The organism is Isoptericola luteus, assembly GCF_020297055.1.
Classification (GTDB): domain Bacteria; phylum Actinomycetota; class Actinomycetes; order Actinomycetales; family Cellulomonadaceae; genus Isoptericola; species Isoptericola luteus.
On record NZ_JAIXCQ010000003.1, the window covers coordinates 212,495 to 229,101 of the forward strand.

Here is a 16,607-nt window from a genome sequence, read left to right on the forward strand (position 1 = left end):
CCGGTCGACGGCCTTCCTTCTGGTCATGGTCGGGGTCGCGGGGCTCCTGCTCGCCCTCGGCGCCGCGTCCGTCGTGGACTCCAGGTCCGCGACCATCGCCGCGCTCGCCCTGTTCGGGGCCGGGCTGCTCATCTACGACCCCATGTCGGTGCCGGTGATCGCGATGCCCGTGAGCATCGTCGTCGAACGCGTCGGGGCGGGCAGCATCGACCTCACCATCTCCGACGTCGTCCTGTTCGCCGCGTTCTGGGTCGCGCTCCTGTTCGCCCCCCGGCCGTTCTCCCGGCCCATGCGGGCGATGCTGTGGCTCAACGCGTTCTACCAGGCGGCGACGCTGTTCACGGTCGTCGCGAACCCGTACCAGGCCAACACCGTCGAGTGGTTCCACGCCTGGCTGCTCGTGGGCGGCGCCCTCGTCGTGGGGTGGGCCGTCGGACGCAGCGGGCGCGCCCGGATCGGCATGAGCCTCTTCCTGGCCGCCTGCGCGGTGCTGGCCCTGTCGACGTGCCTCGACTGGCTGATGGCCGCGGCCCAGGGGGACTTCGGCCCGGTCTACCCGCAGTTCCCGTTCCCCATGCACAAGAACTTCGTGGGCGACGTCGTCGCGTTCGCCGCCGTCGTGGCGTACGCCCGGCCGAGCTGGCTCGGGTGGCACCGCCGCTGGGCGCTGAGCACGTTCTGGCTGTGCTCGCTCGCCGTCCTCGCGTCACAGTCCCGGCAGGCTCTCATCGGCCTCGCGGGCGCGCTCGTGCTCCTCGCGCTGCGGCCGGAGCCCGGGCGCAAGCGGTCCCTGACCATCCTGCTGGCGATCATCCCCGCCGTCGTGTTCGTCGGCACGATGGTGTCCGAGCAGCTCGAGTCGGACAACCGCTTCAACTCCGCGCATCAGCGGCTCACCTGGTACGAGCAGGCCCTCACCGTCTGGAACCAGAACCCCGCCGTCGGGGTCGGGCTGCGCTGGTGGACCGCCGGGCGGACCGAGTACGGGTTCCAGCCCCCGAACGCCGAGCTCGAGATCCTCACCTCGGCCGGCACCGTCGGGCTGATCGGGTTCCTCACCATGGTGGTCGGCATGACGATCGTCCTGTGGCGGATGGACCGCCGCTACGGCACCCTCGCCGTCGCCCTCCTGGGCTCACGGCTCGCCCAGGGCCAGTTCGACCTGTTCTGGGTGTCGATCCAGGTCTCCGTGCCGTTCCTGCTCATCGGCGTCTGCCTCGGCGCGCAGGCGTTCCAGGCCTCGCAGGAGGCGGCGGACCCTCCCCCGGACGCCGAGGCCCTGGCTTCCGGCGGCACCGCGCCCGGCGGCACCGCGCCCGAGGCGCCGGGGTCGGCGCACAGCTCCGTCGGGGTGCGCGCATGAGGATCCTGCACGCCGTCGTGGCCGAGCAGCTCGCCGGCGTCGAGCGGTACGTCGCCCGCCTGGCCGCAGCGCAGGCACGGGCGGGCCACCACGTCCTGGTCGCCGGCGGCCCCGCCGCCGGGATGGTCCCCGAGCCCGTCCGCGGAACCGCCTTCGCGGACGCCGGCGGCGCGGCGTCCGGGCCCGTCGGCGGCGCCGGCACGCTCGCGCACGTCCCCGCTGCGACCACCCGGGCGCTCGCCACCGAGCTCCGGCGCCGCGCCGGCCAGGTCGACGTGCTGCACGTCCACATGACGGCCGCCGAGGTGGCCGCCGCCCTCGCCCTCACGGCGCTGCCGGGGCACCGGCCGCTGGTGGTCAGCACGCGCCACTTCGCCCGGCGGCGGGGGCACGGCGCCACCGGGCTGGTCACGGCAGCCGTCGCACGCCGCGCCGTCGACGTGCAGATCGCGATCAGCGACCACGTCGCCGCGGCCGTCGACGGCGCCTGCACGGTGGTCCGGACGGGCATCGAGGACCGCCCCGACGCGCCCGGTGCCGACGGCCGCCACCGCACGGTGCTCCTCGTGCAGCGGCTGCAGCCGGAGAAGCGCGGCGACGTGGCCGTGGAGGCCTTCGCCCGCTCCGGCCTCGCCCAGGCCGGCTGGCGGCTCGACGTCGTCGGCGACGGCGCCGAGCGCGCCGCCCTCGAGGAGCTGTCCACGGCGCTCGGCCTCGGCGCGGTCACCAGGTTCCTCGGCACCCGCGACGACGTCGCCGCCCGGATGCGCACCGCCGGCGTCCTGCTGGCGCCGTGCCCCGTCGAAGGCCTGGGGCTCAGCGTCCTGGAGGCGATGGCGTCCGGCCTGCCGGTGGTCGCCGCCGCCGCCGGGGGCCACCTCGAGCTTCTCGACGGCGTCGACGACCTCTGCCTCGCGCCCCCGCTCGACGCCGGCGCCACCGCACGGGCGCTCGCGGCGCTCGCGGCCGACCCGCTGCGCCGGGACGGTGCGGCCTCCCGCGCCCTGGCACGCCAGCGCGAGCGGCTGACGCTGCGCGCCCAGGTGGACGGCGTCCTCGCCGTCTACGACACGGCGCTGCACGACGCCCGGGCGGTGGCCGCATGAGCTCCCACGACCTCGTCGTCATCTCCCTCGAGCAGTGGGACCAGGTCTGGCGCCGCAACCAGTACCTGGTCGCCGAGCTGCTGCGTGCCGACCCGTCGCTGCGGGTGCTGTTCGTCGAGCCGCCGTCGGACCCGGTCCACGACGCCCTCCACGGGCGCCTGCCGCGCTGGCGACGCGGCGTCCGGGACGCCCCCCGGATCGACGGGGTCGAGCCCGGCCGGGTGCACCTGCTGCGCCCCACGAAGGCGCTGCCCCGCCGGCTCGACCCGGGCGGAGACCGTCGCCGTGCCCTGGGAGTCGCCCGGGCGGCCCGTGACCTCGGGCTCACGGAACCGACGCTCTGGCTCAACGACCTCGGCGGGGTCACGCTGCTCGACGTCACCACCTGGCCCGTGCTCTACGACATCACCGACGACTGGCTGGCCGCCGCGCGGAGCCCGGCCGCCCACGACCGCCTCGCGGCAGCCGAGCGACGGGTCCTGCGGGACGCCGACGTGGTCACCGTCTGCTCGCCGACGCTCGCTCGCCGCAAGGGCAGGCACCGGCCGGTCGTCCTGGTGACGAACGGCGTCGACGCCGAGCGGTACGCGCGCCCCGCACCCCGACCGGACGACCTGCCCGCGGGCCGCACCGCCGTCTACGTCGGCACCCTGCACGGCGACCGGCTCGACGTCGACCTGTGCGTGCGCACCGCCCGCCGGCTCGCCGACGACGACGCCACGCTGGTGCTCGTGGGCCCTTCCGCACTCGGCGCCACCGACCTGGGCCTGCTGCGCGACGCCGGCGTGCTGGTGCTGGGGGCGCGGCCCTGGGACGCCGTCCCCGCCTACCTGCAGCACGCCGACGCCCTCGTCGTGCCGCACGTCGTCGACGCATTCACCGACAGCCTGGACCCCATCAAGCTGTACGAGTACCGGGCCGCGGGCCGGCCCGTCGTCTCGACTCCCGTGGCGGGCTTCCGGGAGAGCACGGACCCGCTCGTCCTCGTGACCGAGCCGGCCACGCTGCCCGACGAGGTCGCGGCCGCCGTCGCCCGCCCGACCGCCCCGCGCCCGACGCCGCGCGACCTGCCTACCTGGTCGAGGCAGGCCGGGCTGCTCGCCGGAGCCCTCGAGGGGCTCCGGAGCCGCCGGTGACGGCGGTGTCCGCCGTGCCCGCCGTGCCCGCCGTGCCCGACCCCGGAGCACCGTCCGAGCCCTTGGCGGGCTGACCGGCCGGGTCGGCGGCGTCCCTGCCGTCCTTGACGTCGCCGACCACCGCGCCGCGCTCGCCGTCGCCGTAGCGCGTCGCGTACTGCGTGCGGCGGTCGCCGCGCACCCCGGACAGGGCGAGCCCCGCGATGGGCACGTCGTTGATGTGCAGCCGCTGGATCGCCTCCCCGAGCACGTACCGGTCGGTCCTGCCGGCGGTAGCGAGGACGACGACCCCGTCGGCGTACCCGCCGAGGATGGTCGCGTCGGCGGCGGCGAGCACCGGGGGCGCGTCGATGACGAGCATGTCGGCCCGCTCGCGCAGCCGCCCGACCATCTTGCGGACCACCTCGGTGGCGAGGAAGTCCGCCGGGTCCATCATCACGTCGGGGACCGGCTGGAGCTCGAGGTTCGGCACGGTCGTGGGGCGCAGCTCCGTGCCCACCCCCGACCACCCCTCCGGCGCCGGCAGCCAGGAGTCGAGCTCGGCCTGACGCATGTCGGCCGAGAAGGCAACCGTGCGCAGCCCGCTCAGCGCCCACGACGCCGCGAGGTTGGCGGCGATGAACGACCGCGGCGCCGCCGGGTCTGCGGACGTCACGACGACGACCCGGTGCGGCTCGTGGCCCAGCGACACCCGGGTCGCGGTGCGCAGCTCGCGGATCGACTCGGTGAACGGGGACGCGGCACGGCTCGTGATGGGCAGCCGCCCGCTGGACCCGGCCTTCTTGGCCGCGGCCTTGACGCCGTAGAGCTCGGCGAGCACGTTCACGCCACCCACCGCCGCGGCCTCCTCCGCGGAGCGGACGTGGAAGTCCAGGCCGCGGCGGGCGAACGCGGCGCCGACGCCCGCGACGAGGCCGAGCAGCACCGCCATCGCGAGCACGCTCGCCCGGGAGAGCCCCAGCGCCACCGCGGGGTTCGCGGCGGAGAGCAGGGTGCCGGGCTCGACGATCGACTGCATGGTGCTGCGCAGCGCCGAGACCGCCTGGTACTGGGTGATGATCGTGTCGCGCTCGGCCGCGGCCAGCGGGTCGTCCTCGTCGCCCTTGAGCTGCTTCTGGACGGTGGCGAGCTGTTTGCGCAGCGCGTCACGACGCTCGTCGAGCTCCGCGATCTGCTGGTCGCGGACGGTCGGCAGGTGGTCCACGTAGGAGCGCGCGAACGCCCCGGCGATCGCCTGCGCCCCTTGCGGGGAGCCGGCGTCCGCGATCACGGACATCGTCTGCGCGTCGGTGTCGTACTCCGGCGTCACCCCCAGGGCAAGGACGGCCGGGTTCCCGGCGTAGCCCAGCTCCTCGGCCGCGGCGGCGGCGACCTCCTCCGACGTCACGAAGTCGGGGTCCACGTCGACCGACGCGGCCTGCGACGTGTCCGCGCCGATGACGGACTGGGCCGAGTTGATCTGGACGACTGCCGTCGACTGGTAGACCGTGTCCTGCCGGTCGAGGTACAGCCACGCCCCGACCACCACCAGCAGCGTGGTGGCGAGCACGTAGTACTTGCCTGCCCAGACGACCTGCAGGAAATCGCGGACGGTCACCGGCTCACCTCGTGCTCTTCGGTACGGGCACCACGACCGGGCGTCGCTGCCTCGTCCACCACCGCACGGAGCCGCCGCGCGAACGACTCCTCCGCGAACGATCTCACGTGCTCGGTGAGCACGCCCTCGTCCCACCGGGTCCCGAGCGCCACGGCGAGCGCCTCGGCGAACGCCGCCGGATCGGGCGCGGGGACGTGGACGCCCGTGCGCCCGTCCACGACGGTGTCGAGGTACCCGCCGGCGCCCAGCACCACGGACGGGCGCCCGAAGGCCCCCGCCTCGAGGGGGGACAGCCCGAAGTCCTCGTACGACGCGGCCACGAGCAGGGCGCTGGAGCGGTAGAGCCAGCGCAGCTCGGCGTCGTCGACCCGCCCCAGGAACGTGACGGGGGCGCCCTGCGCGAGCCGTGTCAGGCGCGCGCGGTCGGGACCGTCACCCACCACGACGAGGCGAGGCCCGCCGAGCCGGCGTGCGGCCTCGACGAGCACGTCGACGTTCTTGTACGGCAGCAGGCGCGCCACGCACAGCAGGAAGCCGGGTTCGAGACCCGCCACGGCCCGCTCCTGGCCGGCCGGCAGCATGGCGGGCGGCGGCGGCAGGATCTCGGCCTCGATGCCGTAGACCGCGCGCACCGCGTCGCGGGTCACCGTGGAGTTCGCGAGGTAGACGTCGGCGCGCTCGGCGGCGGCCCGGTCCCAGGTGCGCAGCGGGGAGCCCAGCAGGCCCAGCGCCGCGCGGGCCACCCACGCCCGGCCCCGGTCCGTGGCCGACCGCGCCTCGGCGCCGGAGAGGTACCGGTCGCGCTGGTACAGCCAGCGGGCGGGGGCGTGGCAGTAGACGACGGTGCGGCGGGCACCTCGGTACCCGTGCGCCCAGCCCGTCGAGCTCGCGAGCAGGACGTCCGCCTCGACCGCCTGCGCGTCGACCGCGGCGGCGAGCAGCGGGAGCGCCAGCCGGTGCCGGCGGCGCAGCAGCGCCCAGCGGTCGAGCCGCGAGGTCCGCAGGTCGACGTCGGCGAACTCCGGGAACGTGCCGGCCGGGTCGTACAGCGTGGTGTACATCGGGGCCTGCGGGAACGCCCGGGCCATGGCGAGCGCCACCCGCTCCGCACCACCACGCTGGGTGGCGTAGTCGTGCGCGAGAGCCACCGTGGGCGCCATGTCTCCTCCTCGTGCGGACGGTCGTGGACCGCCCGTCGAGCGTACGGAGACGGGGCCCGGAAATCGGGGCTTCCGGGTGTTTTCCACCCGGGTGAAAGGACCCCCCGGGCAACTGCTCAGACCTTCGCGTGGAACCTTCCCTGCGCGGCGAGGAGGCCCTCGACCAGCACCATCTCGACGGCGTCCGCGGCGTCGTCGACGAGGATGGGCAGGTCTTTGCGCTCGGTGGCGGAGAAGTCCTTGAGCACGTGGTCGGCGGTGTCCGTGCGGCCGGGCGGGCGGCCGACGCCGACGCGCACGCGCGTGTAGTCGCGCGTGCCGAGCGCCTTGCTGATGTCGCGCAGGCCGTTGTGCCCGCCCTCGCCGCCACCGGTCTTGAGCTTGATGGTGTCGAACGGGATGTCGACCTCGTCGTGCACCACGAGCACGTGGTCGGCGTCGATGCCGTAGTACTGCGCGAGCCCGGCGACCGGGCCGCCGGAGACGTTCATGTACGTGCTCGGCTTGGCCAGCACGACGCGCGGTCCGGGGACCCCGCCGGGCAGGACGCCGAGGCGTGCCTCCGCGACGGCCGCCTGCGCCCGCGGGTGCCGGGTGAACCGTGCTCCGACGCGCTCGGCGAGCAGGTCGAGCACCATGTGCCCGACGTTGTGGCGGTTGCCCGCGTACCGGGGGCCGGGGTTACCGAGCCCGACGACGAGCCACGGGGAGTCGGTCATGGGTCTCGATTCCTCTCCTGAGCCGGCCCAAAAACGCTGTGAGCGTGATTCTGGCCCACTTCCGCTGTCGAAAGTGGGCCAGGATCACGCTCACAGCGGGTGGGGACTCAGCCCTCGGTGGACTCGGCCTCGGTCGACTCGGCCGGCGCGGCAGCGCCCTCGGCCTCCTCGGCCTCGTCGGCGACCTCGCCGCGCGGCTCGGAGACGGCGACGACGGCGGCGTCCGGGTCGGTCAGCAGCGTGGCGCCCTGGGGCAGCTCGACCTGGCCGGCGGTGACGTGCGAGCCGGCCTCGAGACCCTCGATGGAGACGTCGACCGACTCGGGCAGGTGCGTGGCCTCGGCCTCGACGGAGAGGGTCTGCGCCTCGACGAAGTGGATGGTGCCGGGGGCCGACTCGCCCACGACGTTCACGTTGATGTCGACGGCGATCTTCTCGCCGCTCTTCACGAGGAGCAGGTCGATGTGCTCGATGGTGCCGCGGACCGGGTCGCGCTGGACGTCCTTGGCGACGGCGAGCTCGTTGGTGCCCTCGAGCTCGATGCGGAACAGGGAGTTCGCCTGGCGCAGCGCGAGCATCGTCTGGTGGCCCGGCAGCGTGATGTGCACGGGGTCGGTGCCGTGGCCGTAGAGGACCGCGGGGATCTTGTTCTCGCGGCGGATACGGCGGGCGGCGCCCTTGCCGAACTCGGAACGGGCCTCGGCGGCAAGCTTGATCTCGGACACGTGGATCACTCCTGGAAGGTCTGTGCGTGCCGACGACCAGAGGGAGCCGTCGGCTGGTCCATGGGGTGGGGGTGCCCCGCAGACCGGCGGCTGCGTCGGCGTGGGACACATGACGGACGCGATCGAGGACGCGCCGCGCTGCTCACCGCGCACACGCACGGAGGCATCGAGGCCGCCCAGTCGATCACGGAAATCCGACGGATCCTGCTCTGAGGTGCAGCTCTGGCCCGCAATGTTCCGCGTGGCCGGCGCCCGTCAGACGTCCCTCGCCGAGGCAACCGGACGAGTATAGCCTCTCCGGCCCCGATCGGTCAGGCCCCGGGCCCCCGCCGTCGGGAGGGATCCGTCACGCTCTGCGGCCCGACGGCCGAGCCCCGCCCGGTGCCGTCGCCCGCCGGCCGGTAGACCACCTGCGCCTGGAACACGAACCGCACGACGAACGCCACCAGGATGAGCAGCGCCTGCACGATCTCCGGGTGCCACAGGGCGTTCTCGACGATCCACCACAGCACCACGGTGCGGGCCACCGCCTCGGAGCCGTTGAACGCGAACGACCGCACGAACCGGCCCCAGAAGCCGTGCACGCCGTCGCGCAGGTCGGGGAACACGTAGTGCTCCTGAAGGAGGAAGTTCGTCACGATCGTCAGGCCGTTCGCCACCACGACGGCCGGCAGGTAGTGCACGCCGAGCCCCTGCAGCCCGGCGAGGATGGCCAGGTTGAGCACCGCGCCCGCTGCCCCGATGACCGCGAACGGCGACAGCCGCCCGAACCGCAGCAGCGTGAGCTGCTGCACGTACCGCACGCCGTTCGCGACGGTCGCCTTGGACCGCCCCGCGAACCGCTCGCCGAACACGAACGGCTCCTCGACGACGCTCAGCCGCTGCCGGGCGAGGATCTCCAGCAGGATCTTGAAGCCGCGCGGCCGCAGGGACCCCAGGTCGACGGCCGTCGGGCGCACCACGAAGAACCCCGTCATCGGGTCGGACACCTCGCGGAGCTTGACCGGGAACATGGACCGCGCCAGGAGCCCGGACACCTGGGACACGAGCCTGCGCCACCGCCCGTCGAGGCCGCCTGCGTCGCCGCGCCCGGTGTACCGGGAGGCGACGACCACGTCCGCCCCCGACTCGTGCGCCCGGGTCAGCAGCACGGGGACCATCTCCGGCGGGTGCTGCAGGTCGCCGTCCATGACGACCACGTGCTGCCCCGTCGCGGCGCGCAGGCCCTCGACGACGGCGCCCGACAGGCCGCCGTCGGGACGCTCCCGGTGGATCAGCCGGACCGGCAGCGCCGAGGCGGCCGCGACCGCGGCGATCACGGCAGGGGTGTCGTCGGTCGAGTCGTCGACGAAGAGCACCTCGCCCCCGCCGGGCGCGACGTCGTCGTCGAGCACGTCGCCCAGCCGGCGGACCAGCTCGGCGACGTTGGGTCCCTCGTTGAACGTGGGGACCACCACCGTGACGTCCACTCGTGCCTCCTTCGCCCCGAAAGCCTACGACCCGTGCCGCGTCGCGCGGCACGGGTCGTCATCAGGCGGCTCGACGGCCGCCGTCGGTCGGCTCGGCCCGCCTCAGACGTTGCCGTCGAACAGGCTCGTGACGGAACCGTCGTCAAACACCTCGCGGATGGCTCGGGCGAGGAGGGGCGCGATGGACAGCACCGTGAGCTTCTCGAACGACTTGTCGGCCGCGATCGGCAGCGTGTCGGTGACGACCACCTCGGCGGCCTCGCACTCCTGCAGGCGCTGCGCGGCGGGGTCGGAGAGCACGCCGTGCGTGGCCGCCACGGTGACGGAGCGGGCGCCGCCCTCCATGACCACCTTGACCGCCTCGGCGATGGTGCCGCCCGTGTCGATGAGGTCGTCGACGAGCACGCAGTCGCGCCCCTCGACGTCACCGACGACGCGGTTGGCCACGGCCGAGTTCGGGCGCGTGACGTCGCGGGTCTTGTGCACGAACGCCAGCGGGCAGCCCCCGAGCTTGGCGGCCCACTGCTCCGCGACGCGGATCCGCCCGGCGTCGGGCGAGACGACCGCGACGTTCGACAGGTCCACGCGCGTGCGCACGTAGTCCACCAGCACCGGCATCGCCCACAGGTGGTCGACCGGGCCGTCGAAGAAGCCCTGGATCTGCGCCGTGTGCAGGTCGACGCTCATGATGCGGTCGGCGCCGGCCGTCTTGAGCATGTCCGCGACGAGGCGGGCCGAGATCGGCTCGCGGCCGCGGCTCTTCTTGTCCTGGCGCGCGTAGGCGTAGAACGGCGCGACCACGGTGACGCTGCGCGCCGACGCCCGCTTGGCGGCGTCGACCATGAGCAGGTGCTCCATGAGCCACTGGTTCACCGGCGCCGTGTGGCTCTGCAGCAGGAAGATGTCGGCACCGCGCACCGACTCCCCGAAGCGCACATACGTCTCGCTGTTCGCGAAGTCGTACGCCGAGACGGGCAGCAGCTCGATGCCGAGCTCGTCGGCGACGGCGTCCGCGAGCTCCTGGTGCGCCCTCCCGGACGCGAGGACCAGCGTGCGCTCACCGGTTCCCGGGATGAAGTTGTTCATCGCTGCGTGCTTCCTTCGTTCTCGGTGGCGGAGCCGTCGGCCGTGCTGCCGGTGGTGCTGTCAGGAGCCGGGACCACCGGGATCGTCCCGGTGAGTGCATTGTGGTCGGCGAGCTGGCGCTGCGCCTGCGCGCCGAGCTGACCGGCCTCGCCCGAGGGTGCCTGGGCGCGCGTGGCGGCGTCCGCCGCGGGCGTGCCGGGCCAGCGCCGGGCGACCCAGCCCTCGACGTTGCGCTGCTGGCCACGGGCCACGCCGAGCGAGCCGGCGGGGACGTCCTTGACGATCACCGAGCCGGCCGCGGTGTACGCGCCGTCGCCCACCGTCACAGGCGCGACGAACATGTTGTCGGCGCCGGTGCGGGCGTGCGACCCGATGACGGTGCGGTGCTTGGCGTGACCGTCGTAGTTGACCGTGACCGACGCCGCGCCGATGTTGCTGTGCTCGCCGATCGTGGCGTCGCCGACGTACGACAGGTGCGGCACCTTCGAGCCCTCGCCGATCTGCGCGTTCTTCGTCTCGACGAACGTGCCGATCTTGCCCTTGCGGCCCAGCTCCGTGCCGGGACGCAGGTAGGCGAACGGGCCCACGGAGGCCTTCTCCCCGATGACCGAGAGCGACCCGTGGGTGCGCACGACGGTCGCGCCGGCGCCCACCTCGACGTCGGTGAGGGTGGTGTCCGGTCCGATCGTGGCGCCGGTGGCGACGACCGTCGCGCCGTGCAGCTGCGTGCCCGGGAGCAGGGTGACGTCCGGCGCGAGCTCGACGTCGACGTCGATCCAGGTGGTCGCCGGGTCCACGACCGTGACGCCCGCCCGCATCCACTCGGTGACGATGCGGCGGTTGAGCTCCGCGCCGAGCGTGGCGAGCGCGAGCCGGTCGTTGACGCCCTCGACCAGCGTCGGGTCGTCGCTGAGCAGGGCGCGCACCGCGCCGCCCTCGGCCCGCGCCGAGGCGACGACGTCGGTGAGGTAGACCTCGCCCTGCGCGTTGTCCGTGCCCAGGCCGCCGAGCCCGCGGCGCAGCACCGCGGCGTCGAAGACGTAGACGGAGCTGTTGATCTCGCGGATCTCGCGCTGCCCGGGCGTGGCGTCCTTGTGCTCGACGATGGCGAGCACGTCGCCCGTACCCTCCTCGCGCACGATGCGGCCGTAACCGGTGGCGTCGGCGACCTCGGTGGTGAGGATCGTGACCGCGTTGCCGTCGGCGTGGTGCGCGGCGAGGAGCTGCGCGAGCGTGGCGCCGTCGAGCAGCGGGATGTCGCCGGCGAGCACGACCACCGCGCCGTCGAGCCCGTCGCCCAGCGGGTGCGAGTCGCCGTCGTGGATGGTGTCGTCGACGGCGTCGTCGTGCACGAGCTGGGTGGCCCGGCCGGCGTGCGCCTTGGCGTCGAGGGCGTCCAGCGCGCACTGCACCGCGCGACCGGTGCCTGGGATCTCGTCCTGGTCCACGACCAGGGCCCGCGGGTCGAGCTCCAGGGTCGCGGCGGCGACCTGCTCGCGCTCGTGACGGACCACGACGGCGACGTGCTCGGGCTCCAGCTCGCGCGCGGCGGCGACCGCGTGCCCCAGCATGGTGCGGCCGCCGACGGCGTGCAGCACCTTCGGCACCGCGGACTTCATGCGGGTGCCCTGACCGGCAGCGAGGACGATGACGGCAGCGGGACTCTCACCGGTCCGTCCTGCGCCGTCGGTCGTTCCTGCCGGGACCACGTCTTCCGAGACCACGTCTTCTCCGTATCCGTCGGGTGTGAAGCGTGCTCCGCCCCCAGGACTCGAACCTGGACCAAGGGCACCAAAAACCCGTGTGCTGCCGATTACACCAAGGCGGACCGGTGCCCCGTCAGGCACCCGGTCCTCAGTCTGCCAGGTCCCGGGAAGCGCCTTGACGCAAGTCCGCCCCACCGTGGCCAGCGCCACAGGCCGCGCCCGTGCCCCTCGGTGCGGCCCGCCCGGCCCTGCGCGACCCACCGGTCCCGGCCCTCGCGGACCGTCGCGAGGCACAATGGGGCCCATGCCCTCCGACCCGCGCAGCTCCAAACGCCCTGCCCGCGCCCGGATGACGGCCACCCAGCGCCGGGAGCAGCTCATCGAGGTGAGCCGCGGCCTGTTCGCCGAGAAGGGGTTCGAGGGCACCAGCGTCGAGGAGGTCGCCGCCCGCGCCGAGGTCTCCAAGCCCGTCGTCTACGAGCACTTCGGCGGCAAGGAGGGCATCTACGCCGTCGTCGTCGACCGCGAGGTGCGGGCGCTCACCGACGCCCTCACCGGTGCGCTCGCCGAGGGCGGTCACCCCAAGGTGCTGGTCGAGCGCACCGCGCTGGCGCTGCTGGGCTACATCGAGGCGTCGGAGGACGGGTTCCGCATCCTCGTGCGCGACTCCCCCGTGGCCCAGGCGACCGGCACCTTCTCCAGCCTCATCGGCGACGTCGCCACGCAGGTGGAGCACATCCTGGGCGACCAGTTCACCGCCCGCGGCCTCGACCCGCGGAGCGCGCCCCTGTACGCGCAGATGCTCGTCGGGATGGTGGCGCTCACCGGTCAGTACTGGCTCGACGCCCGCAGCCCGAAGAAGGCCGAGGTCGCCGCACACCTGGTCAACCTCGCCTGGAACGGCCTTGCCGGGATGGTCACCAAGCCGACGCTGACCAAGCCCCAGCCCCGCTGACCGGAGCGGGAGCCAGTCCGGCGCGGGCCGCGCTCCGTGGCCGGCGCCGGGTTCCGGCGCCTGGTCGAGCGCTTGGTCGATGCCCTCCTCCACGGATCCGCACGGATCGGCACGGATCGGCGAGAGGCGGCCGTCAAGAGTCTTGATGTCGAGAGAACGGGAGTACTCTCGCGCCATGGACGCCACCCCACCGGCCGGCCCTTTCGCCGGCACGGACGAGGTCGACCGCATCGTCACCGCGTGGCGCCGCGAGCGGCCCGACCTGGACGTGGAGCCGCTCACCGTCTTCTCGCGGGTCAGCAGGCTCGCCCGGCACCTCGACCGCGCGCGGCGGGGCGCGTTCGCGCGACACGCTCTCGAGACCTGGGAGTTCGACGTCCTGTCCGCGCTGCGCAGGTCCGGCGAGCCCTACCGGCTCTCGCCCGGCGTGCTGGTCGCCCAGACGCTCGTCACCAGCGGCACGATGACGAACCGCATCGACCGCCTCGAGCAGCGCGGGCTCGTGGAGCGTCACCGCTCCCCCGACGACCGGCGCGGCGTGCTCGTGCAGCTCACCGGCGCCGGCCGCCAGCGCGTCGACGCGGCGATGAGCGACCTGCTCGACGTCGAGGCCCACGTCCTCGACGCGCTGCCGCCCGCGGTCCGACCCCAGCTCGCCGACCTGCTGCGCACCGTGGGCGCCCAGTTCGACGAGTGACGTCCCGTCCGAGGCCCGCCGACGGGCGCGAGCACGGCGGCGGGCGCGCCGGCTGGCTGCTCGTGGCGCTGATGCTGGTGGCGCTCAACCTGCGCGCCCCCATCACGTCCGTCCCGCCCGTGGCCGACGAGCTCTCCGCGGGCCTCGGCCTGTCGGCGGCCGGGGTCGGCATGCTGACGTCGGTACCCGTCCTGTGCTTCGCCGTGTGCACGCCGTTCGCGTCGATGCTGGTCGCGCGGCTCGGTCCACAGCTCTCGGTGGCCGCCACGCTCGGCGGCATCCTGGCGGGGACGGTGGTCCGGTCGGCAGGCAGCGTGCCCGCGGCGTTCGCCGGGACGGTCCTCATCGGCGTCGCCATCACCATCGGCAACCTCGCCGTCCCCGTCATCATCGCCCGGGACTTCCGGCGTCGTGCGGCGGCGGTGACCAGCGGCTACACCGCCATGATGAACGTCGGGTCCACGTTCACGACGATGCTGACGGTGCCGCTCGCGACGGCGTTCGGCTGGCAGTGGGCGCTGGCGGGCTGGGGCGTGCTCGCCGCGGTCGGGCTCGCCGCCTGGGTGCCGGCGAGCCGCACGCTGTCGGCGCGTGAGGCCGAGGCGGGCCGGGCGACGTCGGGCCCTCGCAGGTCGGGTGCCCAGGAGCTCGCCGCCCTCGACCCGGCGACCCGCGCGCGGGCCCGCCGGCTCGCCGTCCTGCTGTCGGTGGCGTTCGCCGGGCAGGCCAGCGGCTACTACGCGGTGACGGCCTGGCTGCCGGAGATCCTGCAGGACCGGCTCGGCATGGGCGCCGCCGCGGCGGGCGGGGCGGCCGCCCCGTTCCAGCTGTGCGCCGTCGCCGGCTCGTTCCTGGTGCCGATGGCGTTCGCGCGCGGCCTCTCCGCCCGCACCACCGCCATGGGGATGGCCGCGATGTGGCTGTCGCTCCCCCTAGGGCTGCTGCTGGCGCCCGGGCTGTGGCTGCTGTGGGTGGGGCTCGCGGGCGCCGCGCAGGGCGGCAACTTCACCGTGATCTTCACGCTCGTGGCCCAGCGCAGCCCGAGTCTCGCCGTCGTGCGCCGCAGCTCGGCCGCCATCCAGACGGCCGGCTACGCCTGTGCCGCGCTCGCGCCCACGGCGCTCGGCGCGGTGCAGGGCGCGACCGGCGGCTGGACCGCGCCGCTGCTGCTGATCACCGGAGCCCTCGCCGTCATGACCGTGGCGATGTGGGTGGCGTCGGCCCGGCCGCGGCACTGACCGCGGGGACGGGGGCCGCCGCCCCGGTCACGTCCGGCGCCAGCGTCAGTGCCAGCTCCCCCAGCGCGCGCAGGGTCTCCTCGGCGTCCTGCACCGCGTAGCCGCGCGTGCAGACCGCCACCACCAGGGTGTCGGCGCCCGGCTCCCCGACGAACGCGACATCGTGCCGGATGCCGTCCACCCAGCCCGACTTCGAGCCGTGCGGCACCCCGGCCGGCACCGCGGCGGTGAGCTGGCGGTCGCTCTGGAGGCCGAGCAGCTCGAGCGCCCACCTCGTCCACACCGGGCCCGCCAGCCGGCCCGTGACCAGCGCCGCCATGAGCGCGGCCAGGTCGGCCGCCGTCGTCCGGTGGCTGGCGCCGAGCTCCTCGGCCGCGAGGTCGCTGTACTTGCGCCCCACCGTGCTCGACGACGCCCCCGCGTCCGCCAGCACGCGGTTGCTCGCCTCCAGGCCGACGAGGTCGATGGCCATGTTGGTGGCCTCGTTGGACGACACGACGACCATCCTCGTCAGCACGTCGCGCACCGGCATCGGCGTACCTGGTGCGGGCATGCCGCCGTCCAGGTCGTCCGGCTCGATGCGGTAGTCCGGCGCGCCGGGCACCTGCGAGGCGAACGTGTCCGTGCTGACCACCTCGTCGTCGAGGGTCAGCGCGCCGGCCTCCAGCGCCCTCGCGGCGGCCACGAGCACCGCCAGCTTCACCGTCGAAGCGGCGTAGAAGGACTCGTCCGCCGCCCGCGCCGCGAGCACCCCGCCGCCCGCACGCCGCACCTGGTACGCGACGAGGGGCACGCCGTCCGAGTGCGTGCCGACCGCCGGCATCAGCACCCACCCCCACCGCTGTGAGCGGGCGTTTGGCCCCCCTCGGCGGCGCCGACCTGGCCATCTGCCCGCTCACAGCGTTCGTGGACGACGGCGGCGAAGGCTCGGGCGAGCGCGCGGGACTGCCGCTCGTTCACCGGCGCCAGCTCCAGCGCGGCCGCCAGCAGCTCGTCGCGGTCGTAGCCCAGACCCGCCAGCTCGTCGACGTCCCACGTGCCGATCCGCTCCGGCGCCGCCTCCGGGTGGAACTGCAGGCCCCAGGCCACCTGCCCCACCCGGAACGCCTGCACCCGGCACGCGTCGCTCGTCGCCAGGTGCACCGCCGACGGCGGCAGCCCCGTGATGGAGTCCACGTGGCTCTCCACCATGCGCAGCACACCGTCCTGACCCGGCTCGCCCAGCGCCCCCAGCGCGCCCAGGAGCGCGTCGTGGGACGCGTCCGGGAGCAGCCGCACCGGGCACACGCCCTTCTCCGTCTCGCCCGACGTCGCGGTGACCTCGCCGCCCGTCACGTGCGCGAGCAGCTGGCCGCCCAGGCAGATGCCGAGCACCGGCACGCCGGCGTCCAGCGCCTCGACGACGATCCGGCGCTCGCGGGCCAGGAACGGCGCCCGCTCGTCGTCGTCCGGCAGCAGCCCTCCGCCCAGCAGGACCAGCCCCGCGACCGGGCCGGTGGCCGGGGCGGGCCAGCCGGCGAGGTGCTCGGGCAGGTCGGCGCCCGGCACGACGTGGGCGTCCAGACCGTCGGCGGACAGCCAGTCGGGGAACCGGCCGGGTCCGCTGCCCGGCGAGTTCTGGACCAGGATCACCTGGGGTCGGGGCACGAG

At 74.5% G+C, this 16,607-nt stretch carries 15 protein-coding genes and 1 tRNA gene; 6 read left to right on the forward strand and 10 right to left on the reverse strand.

Annotation, left to right across the window (positions count from 1 at the left end):
* The first annotated feature begins 25 nt into the window (after nucleotides 1-25).
* The 3 genes from LEP48_RS05955 to LEP48_RS05965 are packed head-to-tail and all read left to right on the forward strand — an operon-like array spanning nucleotide 26 to nucleotide 3,605.
* Nucleotides 26-1,363 (forward strand): O-antigen ligase family protein, encoded by a 1,338-nt coding sequence (locus LEP48_RS05955; RefSeq protein WP_225564659.1) that lies wholly within the window; start codon nucleotides 26-28, stop codon nucleotides 1,361-1,363.
* Nucleotides 1,360-2,469 (forward strand): glycosyltransferase family 4 protein, encoded by a 1,110-nt coding sequence (locus tag LEP48_RS05960; RefSeq protein WP_225564660.1) that lies wholly within the window; start codon nucleotides 1,360-1,362, stop codon nucleotides 2,467-2,469. Before LEP48_RS05955 ends, LEP48_RS05960 begins: the two co-directional genes overlap by 4 nt.
* Entirely contained in the window at nucleotides 2,466-3,605 is a 1,140-nt protein-coding gene (locus tag LEP48_RS05965; RefSeq protein ID WP_225564661.1) for a glycosyltransferase, read from the forward strand. Before LEP48_RS05960 ends, LEP48_RS05965 begins: the two co-directional genes overlap by 4 nt.
* Here the strand turns inward: LEP48_RS05965 and LEP48_RS05970 are convergent.
* From LEP48_RS05970 to LEP48_RS06005, 8 genes are all read right to left on the reverse strand, one after another.
* Complete coding sequence (locus LEP48_RS05970; protein WP_225564662.1) at nucleotides 3,541-5,202, reverse strand: tyrosine-protein kinase domain-containing protein; 1,662 nt, start codon at nucleotides 5,200-5,202, stop codon at nucleotides 3,541-3,543. The two genes, LEP48_RS05965 and LEP48_RS05970, sit on opposite strands and share 65 nt — an antisense overlap.
* A complete protein-coding gene (locus LEP48_RS05975; protein ID WP_225564663.1) occupies nucleotides 5,199-6,362 on the reverse strand; it encodes a glycosyltransferase in 1,164 nt (387 codons plus the stop codon). The genes LEP48_RS05970 and LEP48_RS05975 overlap by 4 nt, the downstream gene beginning before the upstream one ends.
* Nucleotides 6,363-6,478: 116 nt before the next feature.
* Nucleotides 6,479-7,081, reverse strand: a complete 603-nt coding sequence (gene pth / locus LEP48_RS05980; protein WP_225564664.1) for an aminoacyl-tRNA hydrolase — start codon at nucleotides 7,079-7,081, stop codon at nucleotides 6,479-6,481.
* 107 nt (nucleotides 7,082-7,188) lie between these two features.
* Nucleotides 7,189-7,806, reverse strand: a complete 618-nt coding sequence (locus LEP48_RS05985; protein ID WP_225564849.1) for a 50S ribosomal protein L25/general stress protein Ctc — start codon at nucleotides 7,804-7,806, stop codon at nucleotides 7,189-7,191.
* 311 nt (nucleotides 7,807-8,117) lie between these two features.
* On the reverse strand, nucleotides 8,118-9,275 hold the full coding sequence (locus LEP48_RS18735; protein ID WP_225564665.1) for a glycosyltransferase: 1,158 nt from the start codon (nucleotides 9,273-9,275) through the stop codon (nucleotides 8,118-8,120).
* Nucleotides 9,276-9,377: 102 nt separating this feature from the next.
* Nucleotides 9,378-10,361: a ribose-phosphate diphosphokinase gene (locus LEP48_RS05995; RefSeq protein WP_225564666.1), complete on the reverse strand. Its 984-nt coding sequence runs from the start codon at nucleotides 10,359-10,361 to the stop codon at nucleotides 9,378-9,380.
* Nucleotides 10,358-11,980 (reverse strand): bifunctional UDP-N-acetylglucosamine diphosphorylase/glucosamine-1-phosphate N-acetyltransferase GlmU, encoded by a 1,623-nt coding sequence (gene glmU, locus LEP48_RS06000; protein ID WP_422723804.1) that lies wholly within the window; start codon nucleotides 11,978-11,980, stop codon nucleotides 10,358-10,360. Before glmU ends, LEP48_RS05995 begins: the two co-directional genes overlap by 4 nt.
* Nucleotides 11,981-12,117: 137 nt before the next feature.
* Nucleotides 12,118-12,189: transfer RNA gene (locus LEP48_RS06005), tRNA-Gln, on the reverse strand.
* A gap of 227 nt (nucleotides 12,190-12,416) precedes the next feature.
* Between LEP48_RS06005 and LEP48_RS06010 the strand changes: the two genes are divergently transcribed.
* The 3 genes from LEP48_RS06010 (at nucleotide 12,417) to LEP48_RS06020 (ending at nucleotide 14,957) form a co-directional block, all read left to right on the forward strand.
* Nucleotides 12,417-13,022, forward strand: coding sequence for a TetR/AcrR family transcriptional regulator (locus LEP48_RS06010; protein WP_422723805.1), 606 nt, complete (start codon nucleotides 12,417-12,419; stop codon nucleotides 13,020-13,022).
* A gap of 175 nt (nucleotides 13,023-13,197) precedes the next feature.
* The gene (locus tag LEP48_RS06015; RefSeq protein ID WP_225564669.1) at nucleotides 13,198-13,719 is read left to right on the forward strand and encodes a MarR family winged helix-turn-helix transcriptional regulator; all 522 of its coding nucleotides are present in this window, start codon (nucleotides 13,198-13,200) and stop codon (nucleotides 13,717-13,719) included.
* Entirely contained in the window at nucleotides 13,716-14,957 is a 1,242-nt protein-coding gene (locus LEP48_RS06020) for an MFS transporter (protein ID WP_225564670.1), read from the forward strand. The genes LEP48_RS06015 and LEP48_RS06020 overlap by 4 nt, the downstream gene beginning before the upstream one ends.
* Here the strand turns inward: LEP48_RS06020 and LEP48_RS06025 are convergent.
* Together LEP48_RS06025 and LEP48_RS06030 are read right to left on the reverse strand one after the other, a co-directional pair.
* Entirely contained in the window at nucleotides 14,911-15,780 is an 870-nt protein-coding gene (locus tag LEP48_RS06025; RefSeq protein ID WP_225564671.1) for a serine hydrolase, read from the reverse strand. The two genes, LEP48_RS06020 and LEP48_RS06025, sit on opposite strands and share 47 nt — an antisense overlap.
* Nucleotides 15,780-16,604: a type 1 glutamine amidotransferase gene (locus LEP48_RS06030; RefSeq protein ID WP_225564672.1), complete on the reverse strand. Its 825-nt coding sequence runs from the start codon at nucleotides 16,602-16,604 to the stop codon at nucleotides 15,780-15,782. The genes LEP48_RS06025 and LEP48_RS06030 overlap by 1 nt, the downstream gene beginning before the upstream one ends.
* Nucleotides 16,605-16,607: the final 3 nt, after the last annotated feature.

Bases quoted from the DNA above. Each gene is read 5' to 3' on its own strand.
- LEP48_RS05995 (WP_225564666.1), bottom strand. From the start codon at position 10,361: ATGAACAACTTCATCCCGGGAACCGGTGAGCGCACGCTGGTCCTCGCG.
- pth (WP_225564664.1), bottom strand. From the start codon at position 7,081: ATGACCGACTCCCCGTGGCTCGTCGTCGGGCTCGGTAACCCCGGCCCC.
- LEP48_RS05965 (WP_225564661.1), top strand. From the start codon at position 2,466: ATGAGCTCCCACGACCTCGTCGTCATCTCCCTCGAGCAGTGGGACCAG.
- LEP48_RS05960 (WP_225564660.1), top strand. From the start codon at position 1,360: ATGAGGATCCTGCACGCCGTCGTGGCCGAGCAGCTCGCCGGCGTCGAG.
- glmU (WP_422723804.1), bottom strand. From the start codon at position 11,980: ATGAAGTCCGCGGTGCCGAAGGTGCTGCACGCCGTCGGCGGCCGCACC.
- LEP48_RS05955 (WP_225564659.1), top strand. From the start codon at position 26: ATGGTCGGGGTCGCGGGGCTCCTGCTCGCCCTCGGCGCCGCGTCCGTC.
- LEP48_RS05975 (WP_225564663.1), bottom strand. From the start codon at position 6,362: ATGGCGCCCACGGTGGCTCTCGCGCACGACTACGCCACCCAGCGTGGT.
- LEP48_RS06015 (WP_225564669.1), top strand. From the start codon at position 13,198: ATGGACGCCACCCCACCGGCCGGCCCTTTCGCCGGCACGGACGAGGTC.
- LEP48_RS06010 (WP_422723805.1), top strand. From the start codon at position 12,417: ATGACGGCCACCCAGCGCCGGGAGCAGCTCATCGAGGTGAGCCGCGGC.
- LEP48_RS06025 (WP_225564671.1), bottom strand. From the start codon at position 15,780: ATGCCGGCGGTCGGCACGCACTCGGACGGCGTGCCCCTCGTCGCGTAC.